Source organism: Citrobacter sp. Ca225, assembly GCF_030337175.1.
GTDB lineage: Bacteria > Pseudomonadota > Gammaproteobacteria > Enterobacterales > Enterobacteriaceae > Citrobacter_A > Citrobacter_A amalonaticus.
Genome location: NZ_JAOWCD010000015.1, coordinates 42,891 through 63,227, shown reverse-complemented (window position 1 = coordinate 63,227; position 20,337 = coordinate 42,891). Strand labels below are relative to the sequence as shown.

General features: G+C 54.3%; 20 protein-coding genes and 1 other annotated feature. Of the genes, 8 read left to right on the top strand and 12 right to left on the bottom strand.

Annotation, left to right across the window (positions count from 1 at the left end):
• Nucleotides 1–14 precede the first annotated feature (14 nt).
• Nucleotides 15–428 carry a small heat shock chaperone IbpA gene (gene ibpA, locus OGW13_RS00370; RefSeq protein ID WP_042998723.1) on the bottom strand — a complete coding sequence of 138 codons (414 nt, stop codon included), beginning with the start codon at nucleotides 426–428 and terminating at the stop codon, nucleotides 15–17.
• Nucleotides 422–496: a sequence feature (ROSE (Repression Of Heat Shock gene Expression) occurs in the 5'-region of heat shock genes and acts as an RNA thermometer to modulate expression.), on the bottom strand. It overlaps the preceding gene by 7 nt.
• A gap of 243 nt (nucleotides 497–739) precedes the next feature.
• Between ibpA and OGW13_RS00365 the strand changes: the two genes are divergently transcribed.
• Nucleotides 740–1,072, top strand: coding sequence for a YceK/YidQ family lipoprotein (locus OGW13_RS00365; RefSeq protein ID WP_042998724.1), 333 nt, complete (start codon nucleotides 740–742; stop codon nucleotides 1,070–1,072).
• Here the strand turns inward: OGW13_RS00365 and OGW13_RS00360 are convergent, their stop codons facing one another.
• Nucleotides 1,073–2,299, bottom strand: coding sequence for a YidR family protein (locus tag OGW13_RS00360; RefSeq protein ID WP_287115455.1), 1,227 nt, complete (start codon nucleotides 2,297–2,299; stop codon nucleotides 1,073–1,075).
• 100 nt (nucleotides 2,300–2,399) lie between these two features.
• On the opposite strand from OGW13_RS00360, the gene cbrA reads away from it, so the two are divergent.
• Nucleotides 2,400–3,506, top strand: coding sequence for a colicin M resistance lipid reductase CbrA (gene cbrA, locus OGW13_RS00355; protein ID WP_090050771.1), 1,107 nt, complete (start codon nucleotides 2,400–2,402; stop codon nucleotides 3,504–3,506).
• Here the strand turns inward: cbrA and OGW13_RS00350 are convergent.
• From OGW13_RS00350 to dnaA, 10 genes are all read right to left on the bottom strand, one after another.
• Nucleotides 3,503–4,795, bottom strand: coding sequence for an MFS transporter (locus tag OGW13_RS00350; protein WP_061069408.1), 1,293 nt, complete (start codon nucleotides 4,793–4,795; stop codon nucleotides 3,503–3,505). The two genes, cbrA and OGW13_RS00350, sit on opposite strands and share 4 nt — an antisense overlap.
• A gap of 226 nt (nucleotides 4,796–5,021) precedes the next feature.
• Nucleotides 5,022–6,170, bottom strand: a complete 1,149-nt coding sequence (gene dgoD, locus OGW13_RS00345; protein WP_042998727.1) for a galactonate dehydratase — start codon at nucleotides 6,168–6,170, stop codon at nucleotides 5,022–5,024.
• Entirely contained in the window at nucleotides 6,167–6,784 is a 618-nt protein-coding gene (locus OGW13_RS00340) for a 2-dehydro-3-deoxy-6-phosphogalactonate aldolase (RefSeq protein WP_042998728.1), read from the bottom strand. The genes dgoD and OGW13_RS00340 overlap by 4 nt, the downstream gene beginning before the upstream one ends.
• Nucleotides 6,768–7,646: a 2-dehydro-3-deoxygalactonokinase gene (locus OGW13_RS00335; protein WP_042998729.1), complete on the bottom strand. Its 879-nt coding sequence runs from the start codon at nucleotides 7,644–7,646 to the stop codon at nucleotides 6,768–6,770. The genes OGW13_RS00340 and OGW13_RS00335 overlap by 17 nt, the downstream gene beginning before the upstream one ends.
• Entirely contained in the window at nucleotides 7,643–8,332 is a 690-nt protein-coding gene (dgoR, locus tag OGW13_RS00330) for a D-galactonate utilization transcriptional regulator DgoR (RefSeq protein ID WP_042998730.1), read from the bottom strand. The genes OGW13_RS00335 and dgoR overlap by 4 nt, the downstream gene beginning before the upstream one ends.
• Before the next feature lie 247 nt (nucleotides 8,333–8,579).
• On the bottom strand, nucleotides 8,580–9,392 hold the full coding sequence (gene yidA / locus OGW13_RS00325; protein ID WP_109739728.1) for a sugar-phosphatase: 813 nt from the start codon (nucleotides 9,390–9,392) through the stop codon (nucleotides 8,580–8,582).
• A 204-nt stretch (nucleotides 9,393–9,596) separates the two neighbouring features.
• On the bottom strand, nucleotides 9,597–12,011 hold the full coding sequence (gene gyrB, locus OGW13_RS00320) for a DNA topoisomerase (ATP-hydrolyzing) subunit B (protein WP_042998732.1): 2,415 nt from the start codon (nucleotides 12,009–12,011) through the stop codon (nucleotides 9,597–9,599).
• A 28-nt stretch (nucleotides 12,012–12,039) separates the two neighbouring features.
• The gene (recF, locus tag OGW13_RS00315) at nucleotides 12,040–13,113 is read right to left on the bottom strand and encodes a DNA replication/repair protein RecF (RefSeq protein ID WP_287115454.1); all 1,074 of its coding nucleotides are present in this window, start codon (nucleotides 13,111–13,113) and stop codon (nucleotides 12,040–12,042) included.
• 146 nt (nucleotides 13,114–13,259) lie between these two features.
• Entirely contained in the window at nucleotides 13,260–14,360 is a 1,101-nt protein-coding gene (gene dnaN / locus OGW13_RS00310) for a DNA polymerase III subunit beta (protein ID WP_042998734.1), read from the bottom strand.
• 4 nt (nucleotides 14,361–14,364) lie between these two features.
• Nucleotides 14,365–15,774 (bottom strand): chromosomal replication initiator protein DnaA, encoded by a 1,410-nt coding sequence (gene dnaA, locus OGW13_RS00305; RefSeq protein ID WP_042998735.1) that lies wholly within the window; start codon nucleotides 15,772–15,774, stop codon nucleotides 14,365–14,367.
• Nucleotides 15,775–15,804: 30 nt separating this feature from the next.
• Here dnaA and OGW13_RS25795 point away from each other — a divergent pair, with 30 nt between their 5' ends.
• The 6 genes from OGW13_RS25795 (at nucleotide 15,805) to mnmE (ending at nucleotide 20,324) form a co-directional block, all read left to right on the top strand.
• Entirely contained in the window at nucleotides 15,805–16,152 is a 348-nt protein-coding gene (locus OGW13_RS25795) for a hypothetical protein (RefSeq protein WP_418225362.1), read from the top strand.
• Nucleotides 16,153–16,379: 227 nt separating this feature from the next.
• Nucleotides 16,380–16,520, top strand: coding sequence for a 50S ribosomal protein L34 (gene rpmH, locus OGW13_RS00300; protein WP_000831330.1), 141 nt, complete (start codon nucleotides 16,380–16,382; stop codon nucleotides 16,518–16,520).
• Nucleotides 16,521–16,536: 16 nt separating this feature from the next.
• The gene (rnpA, locus tag OGW13_RS00295; RefSeq protein WP_000239725.1) at nucleotides 16,537–16,896 is read left to right on the top strand and encodes a ribonuclease P protein component; all 360 of its coding nucleotides are present in this window, start codon (nucleotides 16,537–16,539) and stop codon (nucleotides 16,894–16,896) included.
• On the top strand, nucleotides 16,860–17,117 hold the full coding sequence (yidD, locus tag OGW13_RS00290) for a membrane protein insertion efficiency factor YidD (RefSeq protein ID WP_001307474.1): 258 nt from the start codon (nucleotides 16,860–16,862) through the stop codon (nucleotides 17,115–17,117). The genes rnpA and yidD overlap by 37 nt, the downstream gene beginning before the upstream one ends.
• A 2-nt stretch (nucleotides 17,118–17,119) precedes the next feature.
• Nucleotides 17,120–18,766, top strand: coding sequence for a membrane protein insertase YidC (gene yidC / locus OGW13_RS00285; protein WP_042323526.1), 1,647 nt, complete (start codon nucleotides 17,120–17,122; stop codon nucleotides 18,764–18,766).
• Nucleotides 18,767–18,959: 193 nt separating this feature from the next.
• Complete coding sequence (gene mnmE, locus OGW13_RS00280) at nucleotides 18,960–20,324, top strand: tRNA uridine-5-carboxymethylaminomethyl(34) synthesis GTPase MnmE (protein ID WP_042998736.1); 1,365 nt, start codon at nucleotides 18,960–18,962, stop codon at nucleotides 20,322–20,324.
• The last annotated feature ends 13 nt before the right edge of the window (nucleotides 20,325–20,337 follow it).

The following is a 20,337-nucleotide window of genomic DNA, read 5'->3' as shown; positions in this document are numbered from 1 at the left end:
GCGGCCCGTCAGAATTAATTGATTTCGATACGACGCGGTTTGTTCGCTTCCGGAATCACGCGCTCAAGATCGATGTACAGCAGACCATTGACCAGATTCGCGCCGCGAACATGGATGTTCTCAGCTAACTGGAACTTACGCTCAAAGTTGCGCTCCGCGATACCCTGGTAAAGGTAGGTCCGTTCTTTTTGCTCGTCCGCATGTGCGCCTTTCACCACCAGCAGGTTGTCTTGTGCGGTAATTTCCAGCTCGCTCTCGGCGAAACCGGCAACGGCGATGGCAATGCGGTAATGGTTTTCGTCTACCAGCTCAACGTTATACGGAGGGTAGCCGCCGTTACTCTGGCTCTGATTGCTTTCCAGCAGGTTAAACAGGCGGTCAAAACCAATAGCAGAACGGTACAGCGGGGATAAATCAAAGTTACGCATAATCAATAGCTCCTGAAATCAGCGAGAAGTTAAATGACCTTCCATCATGGACAGGTCCGGTAGTCAGAACACCCATCAGGCGTGCTCTTCATTTGCCTACACCATCAAAATGGGTCTGAATACGCACATTTCAAGCCGTCCAGGCTGACTTTTTTTTGCAGTTTGCTGTCTATTGCATAGACTGGGTGGGGACAGCACTAATCGTTAAAGTGCGATAGCCGCCACAGTGCGATGTGATGAGGATGTTATTTCTGGCAAGGGATCGCTATAACTCATCATGCAAACACCGATGATCAACAGATGAATAAATCATGATAAGAAATGTGTTGTTAACGCTGATGATGTGCAGTGGGATGGTTTTACTGAGTGGTTGCTCCAGCGTAATGTCACATACCGGTGGTAAAGAGGGAACTTATCCTGGCACCCGCGCCAGCGCCACGATGATAGGTGACGATGAGACAAACTGGGGTACCAAATCGCTGGCGATACTGGATATGCCCTTTACGGCAGTAATGGACACGATCCTGTTACCGTGGGATCTGTTCCGTAAAGACAATTCAGTCAGATCGCGTGTCGAAAGAAGCGAGGAGAGAACACGGATAACCAACTCCGTGATCCCTCCGGCGAAAATGCCCGCCCCCTGATTACCGCCCGGTTTCTGTCATCCACAGTTGACGGAAACCGTCTACATCTTCCATCCACGCCACAAACTGACCATCAGGCGAGAAAACCACAGCATCCCCAGAAGGCGGAGTGCCGTGATTCTGCGTTAAAAACGTGATCTCTCCGCTGCGCGCATCACAGCAGGCAATGCGGTTATCCACCACGCATCCCAGCCATTTTCCTGACGGATGCCAGTTAAACGCGGACTGAATCCCGGTAGCGTGATGGGTCAACTGGCGGGGCTCCCCGCCCTGTGGCGAAATCAACCACAGTTGCACGATACCAGCCTCATCGCGCATCAGGAACGCAATCTCCGTCGCCTGCGGATTACTGCGCACCCAATGACGCGGAACCGTTGCCAGTCCTGGGAAACGACGTGCATGGGTGAACGTCAGGCGGCGCTGTGTCACTCCGCGCGGCGGTGCGGGCAGCGTGGAATCCGTACCTTCCAGCGGGGCATCACCTGGCATTTTCCAGCCCGCCTCCGTCTGCGGGAGTTCAACCAGAAACAGCTCCGGTATTTTCTCGCCCTTTTCAGACATTGTGTCGCCGATAAACGCCAGCGCATGATTTCCCACCCAGCCCTCTTCGTAGGCGCGAGAAATCTCATCGCTGCCCGGCGTGGGTTCGGGCGTCGTCTGGCTGACCAGCACGCACCAGTGGCTGCCGCTGTATTCTCTTGGATGCTGCGCCGACACCGTCACCGGCCCATAAGGCAGTGCGACGCCCACGTTGCGTAAATCCAGCGCCAGCTCGCGTTCATGCATGACATGATCGTTGTAGGTAAAGCTGACAAACTCACCGTTCGGGCTGAAAACATGAACATGGCTGCCGCCGCGCAGTGCACCCGGCGTGTACGGTGAAGTGATATCCATCGCGTCCAGATTCGTCACTTTCCCCTGTTCGGCAATCACGCCGCGACGATGATGAAAGTCATAGTGCCACGTCGCATCCGGGTTTTCAGGCCCATGAATAAATACATATTTCTCCGCCAGCGGATGCACCGTTACCACACCGACATGCGCTCCCTGCGTCGCGCGATAAATCACCTCCTGCTCACCGGTATGGACATTCACCCTTTCAATGGTTTCGCCAGTGAAAGACGCTCCTGACGGGCGAACGTCAAACACCAGCCAACGGCTGTCCGCCGTCCAGGCCCGGGTATTGGTAAGCTGATGATTACGCGGCGTAAAGGTGATTTGCTTCATGGGATACTCAGGTCAGGAACAATTTCATCAATCATACTTCACAAGGACTTCACTTTCAGGCATTAGCGTAGTGCCATCTTCATTTTTTGCGGACAAAAAGATGGAACATTTCGACGTAGCGATTATCGGTCTCGGCCCGGCCGGCGCAACGCTGGCGCGTAAATTGAGCGGTAAAATGCGCGTGCTTGCGCTGGATAAAAAACGTCACTGCGGCAATGAAGGGTTCACCAAACCCTGCGGCGGTTTACTGGCACCGGATGCACAGCGTTCGTTTATTCGCGACGGCATTACGCTGCCGGTGGACGTCATCGCCAATCCGCAAATTTTCAGCGTTAAAACGGTGGATGTCGACACCTCACTGACGCGCAACTACCAGCGCAGCTATATCAACATCAACCGTCATGCCTTTGATTTATGGATGAAATCGCTGATCCCGGATGAGGTACAGGTGTATCACGACAGCCTGTGTCGAAAAATCTGGCGAGAAGAGGGGAAGTGGCACGTGATTTTTCGCGCCGACGGTTGGGAGCAACAGATTACCGCCCGCTATCTGGTGGGGGCCGACGGAGCAAATTCGCTGGTGCGTCGCTATCTTTATCCGGAACATCAGATTCGCAAATATGTCGCCATCCAACAGTGGTTCGCAGAAAGTCATCCGGTCCCGTTTTATTCCTGCATTTTCGATAACGCTGTGACGGATTGTTACTCCTGGAGTATCAGCAAAGACGGCTATTTCATCTTTGGCGGCGCTTATCCCATGAAAGACGGCCTGGCGCGCTTTGACGCGCTAAAAGAGAAAATGGCGGCCTTTCAGTTCCGCTTCGGCGAGCCGATGAAAAGCGAGAAATGTACTGTACTCTTTCCGTCACGCTGGGCAGATTTCGTCTGCGGTGAAGATAACGCATTTCTGATTGGCGAGGCCGCCGGGTTCATCAGCGCCAGTTCACTGGAGGGGATTAGCTACGCCCTGGATAGCGCGGAGATCCTCAAGGCTGTTCTGCTGCTGGATGCGCCGGAGAGGAACCGCGCTTACCGGAAGGCCACCCGCCAACTGCGCGTTAAACTGTATGGCAAAATCCTGAAGAGTCGTTGTTTGACTGCGCCCGTATTGAGAAGCGCGATTATGCGAAGCGGCATCGCGCATATCCCGCTAAGCCAGGATGATCAGCCCACCACAACGTCTGGCGGGCTGGTAAAGGAGTATTAACCTACGCGTTTTACATCACCCACCAGCAGGATGTAAGAGAGCGCGCCAATCAGGGCAACGGCTGAGATATAAACCAGCGCGGGACCAAAGCCATAGTCCTGCGCAAGGTAGCCAATCACCAGCGGAACCGTAATCCCGCCCAGTCCACCAACAAAGTTAAAAACGCCACCGGTCAGGCCGATGAGGCGCATCGGCGCCAGCGAAGAGACCAGTGACCAGGTGATGGAAGCAAAGCCGTTACCGAAGAACGCCACCGCCATCAGGGTCATAATCCACACCGGATCGTTGGTGTAGTTTGCACCCATGATGCAGGTGGAGATTAACAGACCACAAATAATCGGCGTTTTACGCGCCACGCCCAGCGAAAAGCCTTTTTTCACCAGCTTATCCGCCAGCCATCCGGAAAGCAGTACGCCAAAGAACGCCGCGAGGAACGGTACGGTGGTCATAAAACCCGCCTTCAGCGCGGTAATGCCTTTTTCCTGTGTCAGGTAGTTCGGGAACCACGTCAGGAAGAACCACAGCGTCGAGGTGACGGCAAACTGGCCCAGATAAACGCCCACCAGCTTACGGTGGAACACCAGTTTCCAGTCCGCTTTGGTCAACGGCTGACGCGCCTCTTTCTTAACGGGTGCATCACCATCCACCAGGCCGCCGCCGTCGCGAATATAGTCCAGTTCCGCTTTGGTGATACTTTTGGTCAGACGAGGCGGTTGATACACTTTAAACCAGACCAGCGACCAGATAATGCCAATCCCCCCGGTGACAATGAACACCCAGTGCCAGCTCAGCATCTCCTGGATCCAGATCAACAGCGGGGTCAGGAACGCCAGGCCGACAAACTGTCCGGAGGTATAAAAACCGACGGCGGAGGCACGTTCATGCTCAGGGAACCAACTCGTCACCATGCGGTTGTTGGTAGGGAACGCCGGGGCTTCGAATATCCCGGTAATGGCGCGCAGGCCAATTAACGACATCAACCCCGTGGCGAAGCCCTGGAAGAGGGTTGCCACCGACCAGCCAAATATCGCGATAAAGTAGGTCAGACGGGAACCGACGCGGTCAAGGAACCAGCCGCCCGGGATCTGGCATAGGGTATACAACCAGGCAAAAGCCGAGAAGACATAGCCCATTTCCGCTTTCGTAATACCAAACTCTTCCTGAATATGCGCCGACGCCACCGCAAGGTTGGCGCGGTCGACATAACAGATAACCACGGTAATAAAGATCATAATCAGCGTCAGGTAACGGCGACGCCCGGTTTTTGCAGCACTAACTGGAATATCCATCGCAATCTGTCTCCAGATTTAGGGCATAGCGAAGCCGCTCACCATGCCCGGTAATTTACAGAGGGTGTTTGTTTTATTTTTAAAATTAAAAAATTACGCTAATGCGCTAAATAATTCGTGCTGGGGGAAGGCGGCTAGTTTTCGCATCCCCGGGAGCATACAAAAGTATGTGACCGGGGTAAGAAAACGCAGCCAACGCACCACCAGCGCGAAGTATGACGCGCATTTACCACTCGGCGACCGAACCATCCTCATGACGCCACAGCGGATTACGCCAGTCCGGCGCATTTTTGCTTAGCTCAATGACTTTGGCTTCATCAATATCCACGCCAAGGCCCGGCTTCATTAATGGTTTAAAGAACCCGCCTTCCATGTTGAAATCGTCTTTGTTTTTCACAAAGTCGAGCAGTTCCGCGCCCTTGTTATAGTGAATCCCCATGCTCTGTTCCTGGAACACGGCATTACGTGAAACAAAGTCGACATGCAGACACGCTGCCAGCGCAATCGGTCCCAGCGGACAGTGCGGAGCCAGCGCCACATCATAAGCTTCCGCCATTGCGGCAATTTTGTAACACTCGGTAATACCGCCCGCATGTGACAGGTCCGGCTGCAAAATCGCCAGCCCGCCCGCTTCCAGTACCCGTTTAAACTCGAAGCGCGAGAACATACGTTCACCCGCCGCGATCGGAATATGGGTCTGTTCCGCCAGTTTCGGGTAGTACTCTGCCTGTTCCGCCAGCACCGGCTCTTCAATAAACAGCGGGCGATAAGGCTCCAGCTCTTTAATCAGCACTTTCGCCATCGGCGCGCTGACGCGTCCGTGGAAATCCAGACCAAACTCAATTTCATTGCCAAAGGCTTCGCGGATTTGCGCCACGGTGTTGACCGCGCGATCGACCGCCCGTGAATTATCAATCACGCCCATCTCTTCGCAGCCGTTGAGCTTGAAGGTGTCAAAGCCGATATTCCGCAATTGCTTAATGCCGTCGATCACTTCCGCAGGACGATCGCCGCCAACCCAGCTGTAGGCTTTGATTTTGTCGCGTACCAGGCCGCCCATCAGTTGCCAGACCGGCGCGTTCAGCACTTTACCTTTGATATCCCACAGCGCCTGGTCGATGCCAGCGATGGCGCTCATCAGTATCGGGCCGCCGCGGTAGAAACCTGCGCGATACATTACCTGCCACAGGTCATTAATGCGCGCCGGGTCCTGACCAATCAGGTAATCGCCCAGTTCATGCACCGCCGCTTCGACGGTACGGGCGCGGCCTTCAATCACCGGCTCGCCCCAACCAACAACGCCTTCGTCGGTTTCAATTTTCAGGAACATCCAACGTGGAGGTAAACGGTACGTGGTGAGTTTGGTTATTTTCATTTCACTGCCTCTCGATATGCCTTAACAAATGCTGCCGCCTGCTGCGCGGTGCGCGCTACGGACTGCCCGGCGCGATACAGATCGCTGCCCAGTCCCGCACCCACACACCCGGCTTTCATCCACTGCGCCAGGTTGTCTGGCGTTACGCCGCCCACGGCAAAGACCGGTACACTGGCGGGTAATACCGCTTTCAGCGCTTTGATGTAATCCGGTCCAAAGGCCGATGACGGGAAAATTTTCAGCGCCTGCGCGCCAGCATCCAACGCGGTAAAGGCTTCTGTGGCGGTGGCGCATCCCGGACAGACCGTCATGCCGTAACCCACCGCACGGCGAATGACCTCCGCATTGATATTTGGCGTCACAATGAGCCGACAGCCCATCTTCGCCAGGCGATCCACCTGCTCCGGTTGTAATACCGTTCCGGCACCGATCAGCGCGTTATCGCCAAACGCATCCACCACGGCCGGAATGCTCTTTTCCCACTCGGGGGAGTTAAGCGGGATCTCCACCGCGTCAAATCCGGCGTCGATCACTGCGCCAACGTGCTCAAGCGCCTCCTCGGGGGTAATGCCGCGCAAAATCGCAATAAGCGGAAGATTAGTTTGCCACTGCATGGGCGATGCTCCTTATACCTGCCTGAAATGCCGTATCGCCGGGGACCGCGGAAACGTCACGCCCCATGGCGTGGAACGCCTGCTGATAGCGTGATGTCAGCGATGCGCCTGCGACAATCGTGATGGCCTGCTCGTGCGCGATGAAATCACGCATGCTGGCGACCTCTGCGCCAATCAACAGGCCAGAGAGAAACTCACTGACCTGCTCGCGCGGGAGATTTCCCAGCACGTGCGAGGCACGAACCTCAAAAAGTTGTGGCAAAACGGCAGGGGAGTCGATCCCGCGCGCAAGCCCGGCGGCAAAGGCGTCTGAAGAGGTTTGCTGTTCCGGCAAACCAGCGCCCACCAGCGAGTGTTGCAGGAGCAAATGGTGTAGTTCACCGGTCATCACGGTACGAAAATCGTGAATTTGCTCTGCGTCAGCCTGCACCCATTTGCAGTGCGTCCCCGGCATGACATAGACAGAAGAAGGAGAAAGCGTGCGTGCGCCGAGCAGTTGTGTCTCTTCGCCGCGCATCACATTGTGGTTATCGTCGCGCGAAACACACAAGCCAGGAATAATCCAGACATTGTCGCCAACGGGCGTTAACTGCTCACCAATGGCAGCGAAAGAGGCAGGAACCGGCAGATACGGGGCAATCTTCCAGCCCACGTTGCTACCGACCATTCCGGCCATAACCACCGGTGTGGCGCTGTCGCGCCAGTTTTGTGTGACTTCTGCTAACACCGCCTCGGGGGATTTACCGTTCAGACGCGTAACGCCTGCTTCTGATTGCCTGCTTTCCAGGCATTTGTCGCCCTGGTAAAGCCAGGCGCGCAAATTGGTCGATCCCCAGTCAATTGCGATGTAGCGAGCTGTCATGTGATTTCCTTCAACCTTCGTGTCGAGCTGGCGATCATGGTCAGGGCCGCCTGCTCTGCCGCATTGCTATCCTGATGCCGTATCGCATCGAATAGCGCCTTATGTTCCTGGAGCGTTTTTGGCATGTTGGCTTCATCGCCCATCCAGGTCCGTTCAAATACCGCCCGCTGAAGCGAAGTGATTGCCACGCTCAGCTGTTGCAAAACCGGGTTATGCACTGACTGCAATACCGCCTCGTGATAGCGGATATCCGCTTCATTAAAGGCCTCCCGATCCTGGTTGTTGGCGATCATGTCATTGAGCGCCGATTCAATTTCAGCCAAATCACTCGAGGTCGCGCGTTCCGCTGCCCAGCGGGCAATCGCGGGTTCCACCAGATTTCGGACCTCGCTCATCGCACTGATGAGCCGCGGGTCGTAATCGTTTTCCAGTACCCATTGCAACACGTCGGTATCGAGGTAATTCCACTGATTCCGCGATGTGACAAAGGCACCGCGATAACGCTTCATTTCAATCAGCCGCTTTGCCATTAGCGAGCGGAACACTTCGCGAATGATATTGCGTGAGGTTTCAAACTCCTCACACAGCTCCGCTTCAGCAGGGAGTGCGGCACCCGGTACGTATTTACCGCTGACAATCTGTTTGCCCAGCGTGATCACGATGCGATCGGTTTTATTGAGAGTCATGGAGAGTCCTTGTGCTCTGGATGGTCCTCTCTACTTTACCGTTATCGCTGAAATTCGCCTCATTTTTGTAGTACTAACGTGATGCTATACAGTGTTGTTATGCACTCAATGTAGTACAACATAGATATGTTGTACTACAATTTAGATCACAAAAACGACAATTGGTAATAAAAATGTTATGAGGAGTAAACGGCGGGGATAAAAAAACCCGCGATCAACGCGGGTCATGGCAAACCATCCAGAGGGATTACTTCAGGACGTGCTGCTCAATGGCATACGCAACGCCATCGTCCAGATTTGATTTGGTGACAAAGTTGGCAATCTCTTTCACCAGGGGAATGGCGTTATCCATCGCTACCCCAAGCCCGGCATACTCGATCATCGCGATGTCATTTTCCTGATCGCCAATCGCCATAATTTCTTCCGGTTTGATGCCCAGCGCATCAGCCAGTGATTTCACACCAGTGCCTTTATTGACGCGTTTATCGAGGATTTCGAGGAAGTACGGCGCACTTTTCAGCACGGTATATTTCTCTTTCACTTCTGCCGGAATACGGGCGATGGCCTGATCGAGGATCGCGGGCTCATCAATCATCATCACTTTCAGGAACTGGGTTTGCGGATCCATCTTTTCCGCTTCGCAGAACACCAGTGGAATGGTCGCGACATAGGATTCATGTACGGTGTAATAGCTGATATCACGGTTTGCGGTATACAGCGTGGTACGGTCCAGCGCGTGGAAGTGCGAGCCGACCTCGCGGGAGAGTTTTTCCAGATAGCGGTAATCGTCATAGCTCAGCGCGGTTTGTGCGACAGTGCTACCATCGCCCGCTTTCTGCACCAGCGCACCGTTATAGGTAATGCAGTAGTCGCCGGGTTGTTCCATATGCAGCTCTTTCAGATAGCTGTGTACACCCGCATACGGACGACCGGTGGTCAGTACCACGTTTACCCCTTTTTCACGGGCTGCGGCAATCGCACGTTTAACCGCCGGTGAAATGGTGTGATCGGGTAACAGAAGGGTGCCATCCATATCGATAGCAATGAGTTTGATAGCCATGAATTCCCCGCATTCAATGAGTCCTGACTCATGCTAACGCGATTCCGCTCAAAAAACAGCAGCGAAAAGGGGGATAAGAAGGGGAATCACGATTCCCCTTTTGACGATCAATTGTAGGCCTGATAAGCAACGCGCCATCAGGCATCACGCAGGATCTTGCCGGATGGCGGCGTAAAACCGCCTTATCCGGCTTATAGACAGGGATTAGATATCGATATTTGCCGCTTTCAGGGCGTTCTCTTCGATAAACGCACGACGTGGTTCTACCGCGTCGCCCATCAGCGTGGTGAACAACTGGTCAGCAGCAATCGCATCCTTCACGGTAACGCGTAACATGCGACGGCTTTCCGGATCCATGGTGGTTTCCCACAGCTGATCCGGGTTCATCTCGCCCAGACCTTTATAACGCTGAATAGCCAGACCACGACGTGACTCTTTCACCAGCCAGTCCAGCGCCTGTTCGAAGCTGGCAACCGGTTGACGACGTTCACCGCGTTCGATGAAGGCATCTTCTTCCATCAGGCCGCGCAGTTTTTCACCCAGCGTGCAGATACGGCGGTATTCCGCCCCCGTTACAAACTCGTGATCCAGCGCGTAGTCGGTGTCCACACCGTGGGTACGCACACGCACGATCGGTTCAAACAGATTCTGTTCCGTATTGTGCTGGATATCGAATTTCCACTGGCTACCGTGCTGCTCTTTCTCGTTCAGCTCGGTAATTAACGCGTTCACCCAACGGGTCACGGTCTGCTCGTCTGAAAGATTGTCTTCAGTCAGCGTCGGCTGATACACCAGCTCTTTCAGCATTGCTTTCGGGAAGCGACGCTCCATACGACCAATCATTTTCTGCGTGGCGTTGTACTCAGAAACCAGTTTTTCTAACGCTTCACCAGACAGCGCCGGTGCGCTGGCGTTGGTGTGCAGCGTTGCACCGTCCAGCGCGATGGAGATCTGGTACTGGTCCATCGCCTCATCATCTTTAATGTACTGTTCCTGCTTGCCTTTCTTCACTTTATACAGCGGCGGCTGGGCAATGTAGACGTGGCCACGCTCAACAATTTCTGGCATTTGACGATAGAAGAAGGTCAACAGCAGCGTACGAATATGCGAGCCGTCGACGTCCGCATCGGTCATGATAATGATGCTGTGATAGCGCAGTTTGTCCGGGTTGTACTCGTCACGACCGATACCGCAACCGAGCGCGGTGATCAGCGTCGCCACTTCCTGCGAAGAGAGCATCTTGTCGAAGCGCGCTTTCTCTACGTTGAGGATCTTACCCTTCAGCGGCAGAATCGCCTGGTTCTTGCGGTTACGCCCCTGTTTTGCAGAGCCGCCCGCGGAGTCCCCTTCCACAAGGTACAGTTCGGACAGCGCCGGGTCGCGTTCCTGACAGTCCGCCAGTTTGCCAGGCAGACCCGCCAGATCCAGCGCCCCTTTACGACGCGTCATTTCACGCGCACGGCGGGCTGCTTCACGGGCACGGGCCGCATCAATAATTTTACCGACCACGATTTTGGCGTCAGACGGGTTTTCCAGCAGGTATTCGCTCAGCAGTTCGTTCATCTGCTGTTCTACCGCCGATTTCACCTCAGAGGAGACCAGTTTATCTTTGGTCTGCGAGGAGAACTTCGGATCCGGCACCTTCACGGACACCACAGCAATCAGACCTTCACGGGCATCATCACCGGTAGCGCTGACTTTCGCTTTTTTGCTGTAGCCTTCTTTGTCCATGTAGGCGTTCAGGGTACGGGTCATCGCCGCACGGAAACCTGCCAGGTGCGTACCGCCGTCACGCTGCGGAATGTTGTTAGTAAAGCAGTAGATGTTTTCCTGGAAGCCGTCGTTCCATTGCAGTGCAACTTCCACGCCGATACCGTCTTTTTCGGTGGAGAAATAGAAGATATTCGGGTGGATTGGCGTTTTGTTCTTGTTCAGATACTCAACGAACGCCCTGATGCCACCTTCATAGTGGAAATGGTCTTCTTTACCATCGCGCTTGTCTTTCAGGCGAATAGAGACGCCAGAGTTCAGGAACGACAGTTCGCGCAGACGCTTCGCCAGAATCTCGTATTCGAACTCCGTGACGTTAGTAAAGGTTTCGTGGCTCGGCCAGAAACGCACCATCGTACCGGTTTTATCGGTATCGCCAGTGACTGCCAGCGGTGCCTGCGGAACGCCGTGCTCGTAGATCTGACGGTGGATTTTGTTATCGCGCTGGATAACCAGTTCCAGTTTCTGCGACAGGGCGTTCACCACGGAGACACCCACACCGTGCAGACCGCCGGAGACTTTATAGGAGTTATCGTCGAATTTACCGCCTGCGTGCAGAACGGTCATGATCACTTCCGCCGCCGATACGCCTTCTTCCGGGTGAATACCGGTCGGGATGCCGCGTCCATCATCCTGTACGGAGACAGAGTTGTCGGCATGGATGGTGACAATAATGTCTTTACAGTGACCCGCGAGCGCTTCGTCGATAGCGTTATCTACCACCTCGAATACCATGTGGTGCAGACCGGTGCCGTCATCCGTATCGCCGATATACATACCCGGGCGCTTACGCACCGCATCCAGTCCTTTCAGGACTTTGATACTGGAGGAGTCATAAGAATTCGACATCAACGTTTCTCGCTCATTTAAACTTGGGTTAATCCGTTATTTTACCCTTTTCCACGGTGAACATCTTCGAATTTTTGTCCGACATGTCCAGAACGTGTTCAGCGCTGATTGCGCTGACAAAGACCTGTGATTGTGTCGCTTTTAATCGACTGGCTAACAGTCCGCGACGCGCATCATCAAGCTCTGAGGCAAAATCATCTATCAGGTAGAGACACCGCCGCCCGCTTTCACGGGTGAGGAACTCCCCTTGCGCCAGACGTAAGGCGCACATTAGCAGCTTTAACTGCCCACGCGACAAGGTATCTTCTACCGGCGCACCGTCGGCGCGAATGCGGAAATCCGCTTTATGCGGGCCGTGCGCGGTGTAAGCCAACATGCGGTCGCGTTCAAAACCACGTTCCAGCACCTCGGCATAATCAGTCTCTTTCTCCCAGCCGCGCTGAAAAGAGAAGGAGAGAGAAAATTCAGGAAGAAACTGCTGGCAAGTATCCGCCATATCCTGTGCGATACCGGCGCTGTACTCCGCGCGCCAGGTGCTGATTTGTTCCGCCAGCGGGATCAGTTCTTTATCCCACGGACGCAGTTGCTCGTAACGACTCACCTGGCGCAGCGCCGCATTGCGCTGCTTGAGCAGACGCTTCAGGTTGCTCCAGGCGGTGAAGAATCCAGCTTCATTGTGAAAGCATCCCCAATCGAGGAACGCTCTTCTGTATTTGGGGCCGCCGTTGAGTAAAGTAAACCCCTCAGGGGTGATCAGTTGCATCGGCATCAACAGCGCCAGCTCCGCCACCTTGTGGCCGTCAGTGCCGTCGATACGCACTTTACTGTCACCCAGCTTATCTTTGGTTAACCCAATCGAGGTTTCCCGCTCATTCCCCTGCAATCGCCCATGAAGAACAAACGACTCCTGCTCGTGACGAATGACGCGACCAATCTGCAAACTGCGAAACGCCCGGCCGTGGCCGAGCGTATAGATGGCTTCCAGAACGCTGGTTTTACCGCTGCCGTTCGCGCCAACCAGGAAGTTAAAGCCGGGGGATAACGCGAGATCCGCATTTTCAATATTGCGGAAATCTTTGATTAAGAGTCGGGATAGCGACATATTTCAGAGCATCATCCAGGGGGCGTGAGTGTCGCAGCCAGTTCGTTTACCGCCAGCGCGCAGAAAGCGGAGCGTACACGAAGTACGTGAGCATTTCGAGCACTGCCGGGAAACGAAATGGCAAGTAAACCAGCCCCTTTCAGATTCTACAATCTCATTGGCATAACAACGTAAGCCGCACTTTGCGACGCCGCATCTTCAATTTGTACGCTCGACACGGAGTCAGTCAGCATGATGCGCACGTTTTCACACTTCAGCGCATTCAGGACATCTAATACGTAGCTGACGTTAAAGCCGATCTCCATTTCAGTCCCCGGGTAGGTGACATCCAGAATCTCTTCGGCTTCCTCCTGTTCCGGGTTGTTCGCCGTGATTTTGAGCTGATTTTCACTCACATACAGACGCACGCCGCGGAACTTCTCGTTCGACAGGATCGCCGCGCGGGCAAAAGCCTGTTTGAGGATATCGCAGCCGGCTTCCAGATGTTTATCCGGATTCTTCGGCAGTACGCGACGGTAATCCGGGAAACGGCCGTCCACCAGCTTAGACGTAAAGATAAAGTCGCCAACGTGTGCGCGGATGTTGTTGCTGCCAATCTGCACGCGCAGCGGGTTATCGCCGCCGTCGAGCATACGCATCAGTTCAATCACACCTTTACGCGGCACGATCACCGAATGGTTGGGCAGCGACTGACCAACAGGCATAGAGCAAACCGCCAGACGGTGACCATCAGTTGCCACGGTACGCAACTCTTCACCTTCGGTCTCAAACAGCATGCCGTTTAAGTAGTAACGCACGTCCTGATGCGCCATGGAGAACTGCGTGGCTTCAATCAGACGCTTCATCGTCGCCTGCGGCAGGGTGAATTCTACCTCGCTCTGCCAGTCATCCAGATTCGGGAAGTCGGCGGCAGGCAGCGTGGACAGCGAAAAACGACTGCGGCCCGAACGTACCAGCATGCGATCGCCTTCCAGCTGGACGGCGATTTCCGCCCCTTCCGGTAGGCCACGGCAGATATCAAAGAACTTCCGCGCCGGGACAGTGGTGGCGCCGGGCTCATGCGGCTGAATCAACGCAACGCGGGCCACCATTTCCATTTCAAGATCGGTACCCGTCAGCGAAAGCGCACCGTCAGCCACCTGCAGCAACAGGTTGCCAAGAATAGGCAGCGTAGGACGACCACCCAGCGGACCGCTGACCTGCTGAAGCGGCTTTAATAAATGTTCACGTTCAACGGTAAATTTCATAGCGTCACGAAGATAATGTTCTGATTAAGTTTGAGAAATCTTCTTTAATATCATGGCTTTCTTCACGCAACTGCTCAATCTTACGGCAGGCATGAAGCACCGTAGTGTGGTCGCGGCCACCAAACGCATCGCCAATTTCCGGCAAGCTGTGGTTGGTGAGCTCTTTCGCCAACGCCATGGCCATCTGACGCGGACGCGCTACCGAGCGAGAACGACGCTTGGACAGCAAATCCGCAATTTTAATTTTGTAATACTCCGCCACCGTCTTCTGAATATTGTCGATGGTGACCAGTTTTTCCTGTAACGCCAGCAGATCGCGCAGCGCTTCGCGAACGAAGTCGATGGTAATCGCCCGACCGGTAAAGTTGGCGTTGGCAATCACACGATTCAGTGCCCCTTCCAGCTCACGCACGTTAGAGCGTAGACGCTTGGCAATAAAGAAGGCCACTTCACCCGGCAGACGAATATCATTTTCGTCTGCCTTTTTCATCAGGATCGCCACGCGCGTTTCCAGTTCTGGCGGTTCGATCGCCACCGTCAACCCCCAGCCGAAGCGGGATTTCAGACGATCCTCAACGCCGTTGATCTCTTTTGGATAACGATCCGAAGTCAAAATGATCTGCTGATTACCTTCAAGAAGGGCGTTAAAGGTGTGGAAAAATTCTTCCTGAGATCGTTCTTTATTAGCGAAGAACTGGATGTCATCGATGAGGAGGGCGTCGACGGAACGATAATAGCGTTTAAACTCTTCGATCGCGTTGTTTTGCAGGGCTTTTACCATGTCCTGGACAAAGCGTTCGGAGTGCATATACACCACTTTGGCATTAGGTTTGCGCGCCATAATGCCGTTTCCCACCGCGTGCAACAGGTGGGTTTTACCCAGACCGGTGCCGCCATAAAGGAACAGCGGGTTATAGGCGCCACCAGGATTGTCTGCCACCTGACGCGCCGCCGCGCGAGCCAACTGGTTGGATTTACCTTCAACGAAGTTATCAAACGTGTGTTTGACGTTAACGTTAGAGCGATAGGTGGGTTCTGCCGGCGCAGGCACATTGTCCCAGCCAGGACGCGCCGCGACAGGCGACGCGCGCTGCGGCTGAACCTGGTGCGCCACCTGAGCCGGTGCGGCGACGTTGTTGTTCACGGGCGCCTTCAGCGTCTGGCTGACGGGCTTCGTCCCGACCTCAAAACGCAGTTGCGGGGCATCTGCGCCGCAGAAGTTATTCAGCAGCCCATTGATATTGTTAAGGTACTTGTCTCTTACCCAATCGAGCACAAAACGGTTTGGCGCATACAAAGCCAGCGTGTTATCGCTCAGTTCCGCCTGCAAAGGGCGTATCCACATACTGAATTCTGTGGCTGGTAACTCATCCTGCAATCGGGCAAGACACTGCTGCCAAAGCGAAAGTGACACGGCGGACTCCACTCGAACAAAAGTCGATAAATGACAAAGGCTGAAACATTCATGATTGTTGACGCACGTCGGCTAGACCCTATGCAAAGGGTGACGTGCGAATTGCTATCTGCAATTTTAACCCGATCAGGATCCTTTGAAACGATCGGGACCGCGGATCATAGCGTAAACTGCGCAAGAGATCTTCTGTTTCTCACAGATTCTTCCCGATTTATCCACAGGCCTTCACAGGACCGGATAAGTGTAAACGATCCTGGAGAAGTGCTGCACGATTTCGCCCGCATATTGGAAAAATTAATGAGTAAAGACGCTATACTGCTAAAACGATCTCATAAAGATCCCGAGCGATCCTTGCGCTTTGTTCATCAGCCCGTATAATCTTTCCCCCGTCGCGCGATGCCCGTAACACGGTGTCAACGCTGCCTGTTTTTCACGCGAAAACGTGCGGAAATACGCGGGAAATAAGGAAAGAGAATTGACTCCGGAGTGTACAATTATTACAATCCGGCCTCTTTAATCACCCACGCTGAGGCGTTAGTCGTTCGAAACTCGTTCGGGTATACGCAAAAGTCAGTGAATTTATTCAAGTTTAGGTAGAAATCGCCATGAAACGCACTTTTCAACCGTCTGTACTGAAGCGCAACCGTTCTCACGGCTTCCGTGCTCGTATGGCTACTAAAAATGGTCGTCAGGTTCTGGCACGTCGTCGTGCTAAAGGCCGCGCTCGTCTGACCGTTTCCAAGTAATAAAGCTAACCCCTGAGTGGTTAAGCTCGCATTTCCCAGGGAGTTACGTTTGTTAACTCCCGCTCATTTCACTTTCGTCTTCCAGCAGCCACAACGGGCTGGCACGCCGCAAATCACCATCCTCGGCCGCCTGAATTCGCTGGGGCATCCCCGTATCGGTCTTACTGTCGCCAAGAAAAACGTTCGACGCGCGCATGAACGCAATCGGATTAAACGTCTGACGCGTGAAAGCTTTCGTCTGCGTCAACACGAATTGCCAGCAATGGACTTCGTAGTGGTGGCGAAAAAAGGGGTTGCCGACCTCGATAACCGTGCTCTCTCGGAAGCGTTGGAAAAATTATGGCGCCGCCATTGTCGCCTGGCTCGCGGGTCCTGATAGCCCTTATTCGGGTCTATCAACGCCTGATCAGTCCGCTGCTTGGGCCGCATTGCCGTTTCACTCCAACGTGTTCAAGCTACGGAATTGAGGCATTGCGCAGGTTTGGAGTGATAAAAGGCAGTTGGTTGACGGTGAAACGCGTATTAAAATGCCACCCTTTACACCCTGGTGGTGACGATCCCGTCCCGCCCGGACCATTTGATACCAGAGAACACTAACGATGGATTCGCAACGCAATCTTTTAGTCATCGCTTTGCTGTTCGTGTCTTTCATGATCTGGCAAGCCTGGGAGCAGGATAAAAATCCGCAACCTCAGACCCAACAGACCACGCAGACAACGACCACCGCAGCGGGTAGCGCCGCCGACCAGGGCGTACCGGCCAGTGGCCAGGGGAAACTGATTACGGTTAAGACTGACGTGCTTGATCTGACCATTAACACCCGTGGTGGTGATGTGGAACAGGCCCTGCTGCCAGCTTACCCGAAAGAACTCGGTTCCAGCGAACCGTTCCAACTGCTGGAAACCACGCCGCAGTTTATCTATCAGGCTCAGAGCGGTCTGACAGGTCGTGACGGCCCGGATAACCCGGCTAACGGCCCACGTCCGCTGTACAACGTCGAAAAAGACGCCTTTGTACTGGCTGATGGTCAGAACGAACTGCAGATCCCGATGACCTATACGGATGCCGCGGGTAACACCTTTACCAAAACGTTTGTCCTCAAACGTGGCGACTATGCGGTTAACGTTAACTACAGCGTGCAGAACGCCAGCGAGAAACCGCTGGAGATCTCCACCTTTGGTCAGCTGAAGCAATCCATCAATCTGCCGTCTCATCGCGACACCGGAAGCAGCAACTTCGCGCTGCATACTTTCCGTGGCGCTGCGTATTCCACGCCAGATGAGAAGTATGAAAAATACAAATTCGACACCATCGCGGATAACGAAAACCTGAACGTCAATGCGAAAGACGGTTGGGTGGCGATGCTGCAACAGTATTTTGCAACGGCATGGGTGCCACGTAACGACGGTACCAATAACTTCTATACCGCGAACCTGGGTAACGGCATTGCCGCTATCGGCTATAAATCTCAGCCGGTACTGGTTCAGCCGGGTCAGTCTGGCGCGATGACCAGCACCCTGTGGGTTGGCCCGGAAATTCAGGACAAAATGGCGGCCGTTGCACCGCACCTGGATCTGACCGTGGATTACGGTTGGTTGTGGTTCATCTCTCAGCCGCTGTTCAAACTGCTGAAATGGATCCATAGCTTTGTCGGTAACTGGGGCTTCTCCATTATCATCATCACCTTTATCGTTCGTGGCATCATGTACCCGCTGACTAAAGCGCAGTACACCTCCATGGCGAAGATGCGTATGCTGCAGCCGAAGATTCAGGCAATGCGTGAGCGTCTGGGCGATGACAAACAGCGTCAGAGCCAGGAAATGATGGCCCTGTACAAAGCTGAGAAGGTTAACCCGCTGGGCGGCTGCTTCCCGCTGATCATCCAGATGCCTATCTTCCTGGCGTTGTACTACATGCTGATGGGCTCCGTGGAACTGCGTCATGCGCCGTTCGCCCTGTGGATCCATGACTTGTCTGCACAGGACCCGTACTACATCCTGCCGATCCTGATGGGCGTAACGATGTTCTTCATCCAGAAGATGTCGCCGACCACCGTGACCGACCCGATGCAGCAGAAGATCATGACCTTTATGCCGGTCATCTTTACCGTGTTCTTCTTGTGGTTCCCGTCAGGTCTGGTGCTGTACTATATCGTCAGCAACCTGGTGACGATCATCCAGCAGCAGCTGATTTACCGTGGTCTGGAAAAACGTGGCCTGCATAGCCGCGAGAAGAAAAAGTCCTGATACTCTTCATTCTTCAAGCCGCAGGCGCGTTGGCTGCATTTGCTTGCCCCAGTCACTTACTTCAGTAAGCTCCTGGGGCTCACAAACTTGCCGCCTTCCTGCAACTTGAATTATTTCGAGTATTCACGGTAAAGTTAATGCCAGAGAAGGCGGTCATTAGACCGCCTTTTTTACATTTACGAAGAGACATATCATGAGCCATAACGACACTATCGTCGCCCAGGCAACCCCACCGGGACGCGGTGGTGTGGGTATTCTGCGCATTTCCGGCCTGAAGGCGCGTGAGGTGGCCGAAGCTGTTCTGGGCAAGCTGCCCAAACCCCGTTACGCCGACTATCTGCCGTTTAAAGATGCCGACGGTACCGCGCTGGACCAGGGGATCGCCCTGTGGTTTCCCGGCCCGAACTCGTTTACAGGTGAGGATGTGCTGGAACTTCAGGGACACGGCGGCCCGGTCATTCTCGACCTGCTGTTAAAACGCATCCTGACGCTGCCCGGCCTACGCATTGCCCGCCCCGGCGAGTTCTCTGAGCGCGCGTTTCTCAACGATAAACTCGACTTAGCCCAGGCCGAAGCGATTGCCGACCTGATTGATGCCAGTTCTGAGCAGGCGGCTCGTTCAGCGTTGAACTCATTGCAGGGAGCGTTTTCCACCCGCGTAAACCATCTGGTGGAAGCACTCACTCACCTGCGCATCTACGTAGAAGCGGCCATCGACTTTCCGGATGAAGAGATCGACTTCCTGTCGGATGGCAAAATTGAAGCGCAATTGAATGGCGTGATTGCCGATCTCGATGCCGTTCGCGCTGAAGCGCGTCAGGGCAGCCTGCTGCGTGAAGGGATGAAGGTGGTCATTGCAGGACGCCCTAACGCCGGTAAATCAAGCCTCCTGAATGCGCTGGCGGGCCGTGAGGCGGCCATTGTCACCGACATCGCCGGTACCACGCGCGATGTGCTGCGTGAGCACATCCATATCGATGGTATGCCGCTGCACATTATCGATACCGCCGGTCTGCGTGAGGCCAGCGACGAAGTGGAGCGTATCGGTATCGAACGGGCCTGGCAGGAAATTGAGCAAGCGGATCGCGTGTTGTTTATGGTCGATGGCACTACCACGGATGCCGTTGACCCGGCTGACATCTGGCCGGACTTTATCGCCCGTTTACCGTCAAAACTGCCCATTACCGTGGTACGGAACAAAGCGGATATCACCGGCGAACCGCTGGGCATCAGCGAGGTGAATGGTCACTCACTGGTTCGTCTTTCGGCGCGCACCGGTGAAGGCGTGGACGTACTGCGCAACCATCTCAAACAGAGCATGGGTTTTGATACCAACATGGAAGGAGGCTTCCTGGCCCGTCGTCGTCACTTACAGGCGCTGGCCGACGCCGCTGAGCATCTCCAGCAGGGCAAGGCCCAACTGTTAGGTGCATGGGCCGGTGAGCTACTGGCTGAAGAGCTCCGTCTGGCGCAGCAAAGCTTAAGTGAGATCACCGGTGAGTTTACCTCCGACGATCTGCTGGGAAGAATTTTCTCCAGCTTCTGTATCGGTAAGTAATCCCGTAGCCCTG

Bases quoted from the DNA above. Each gene is read 5' to 3' on its own strand.
- OGW13_RS00365 (WP_042998724.1), top strand. From the start codon at position 740: ATGATAAGAAATGTGTTGTTAACGCTGATGATGTGCAGTGGGATGGTT.
- OGW13_RS00340 (WP_042998728.1), bottom strand. From the start codon at position 6,784: ATGCAGTGGCAAACTAATCTTCCGCTTATTGCGATTTTGCGCGGCATT.
- rpmH (WP_000831330.1), top strand. From the start codon at position 16,380: ATGAAACGCACTTTTCAACCGTCTGTACTGAAGCGCAACCGTTCTCAC.
- OGW13_RS00360 (WP_287115455.1), bottom strand. From the start codon at position 2,299: ATGAAGCAAATCACCTTTACGCCGCGTAATCATCAGCTTACCAATACC.
- yidA (WP_109739728.1), bottom strand. From the start codon at position 9,392: ATGGCTATCAAACTCATTGCTATCGATATGGATGGCACCCTTCTGTTA.
- cbrA (WP_090050771.1), top strand. From the start codon at position 2,400: ATGGAACATTTCGACGTAGCGATTATCGGTCTCGGCCCGGCCGGCGCA.
- OGW13_RS00350 (WP_061069408.1), bottom strand. From the start codon at position 4,795: ATGGATATTCCAGTTAGTGCTGCAAAAACCGGGCGTCGCCGTTACCTG.
- ibpA (WP_042998723.1), bottom strand. From the start codon at position 428: ATGCGTAACTTTGATTTATCCCCGCTGTACCGTTCTGCTATTGGTTTT.
- dgoR (WP_042998730.1), bottom strand. From the start codon at position 8,332: ATGACTCTCAATAAAACCGATCGCATCGTGATCACGCTGGGCAAACAG.
- OGW13_RS25795 (WP_418225362.1), top strand. From the start codon at position 15,805: ATGACAAAGGCTGAAACATTCATGATTGTTGACGCACGTCGGCTAGAC.
- dnaN (WP_042998734.1), bottom strand. From the start codon at position 14,360: ATGAAATTTACCGTTGAACGTGAACATTTATTAAAGCCGCTTCAGCAG.
- recF (WP_287115454.1), bottom strand. From the start codon at position 13,113: ATGTCGCTATCCCGACTCTTAATCAAAGATTTCCGCAATATTGAAAAT.
- yidC (WP_042323526.1), top strand. From the start codon at position 17,120: ATGGATTCGCAACGCAATCTTTTAGTCATCGCTTTGCTGTTCGTGTCT.
- OGW13_RS00335 (WP_042998729.1), bottom strand. From the start codon at position 7,646: ATGACAGCTCGCTACATCGCAATTGACTGGGGATCGACCAATTTGCGC.
- mnmE (WP_042998736.1), top strand. From the start codon at position 18,960: ATGAGCCATAACGACACTATCGTCGCCCAGGCAACCCCACCGGGACGC.
- dgoD (WP_042998727.1), bottom strand. From the start codon at position 6,170: ATGAAAATAACCAAACTCACCACGTACCGTTTACCTCCACGTTGGATG.
- gyrB (WP_042998732.1), bottom strand. From the start codon at position 12,011: ATGTCGAATTCTTATGACTCCTCCAGTATCAAAGTCCTGAAAGGACTG.
- yidD (WP_001307474.1), top strand. From the start codon at position 16,860: ATGGCGCCGCCATTGTCGCCTGGCTCGCGGGTCCTGATAGCCCTTATT.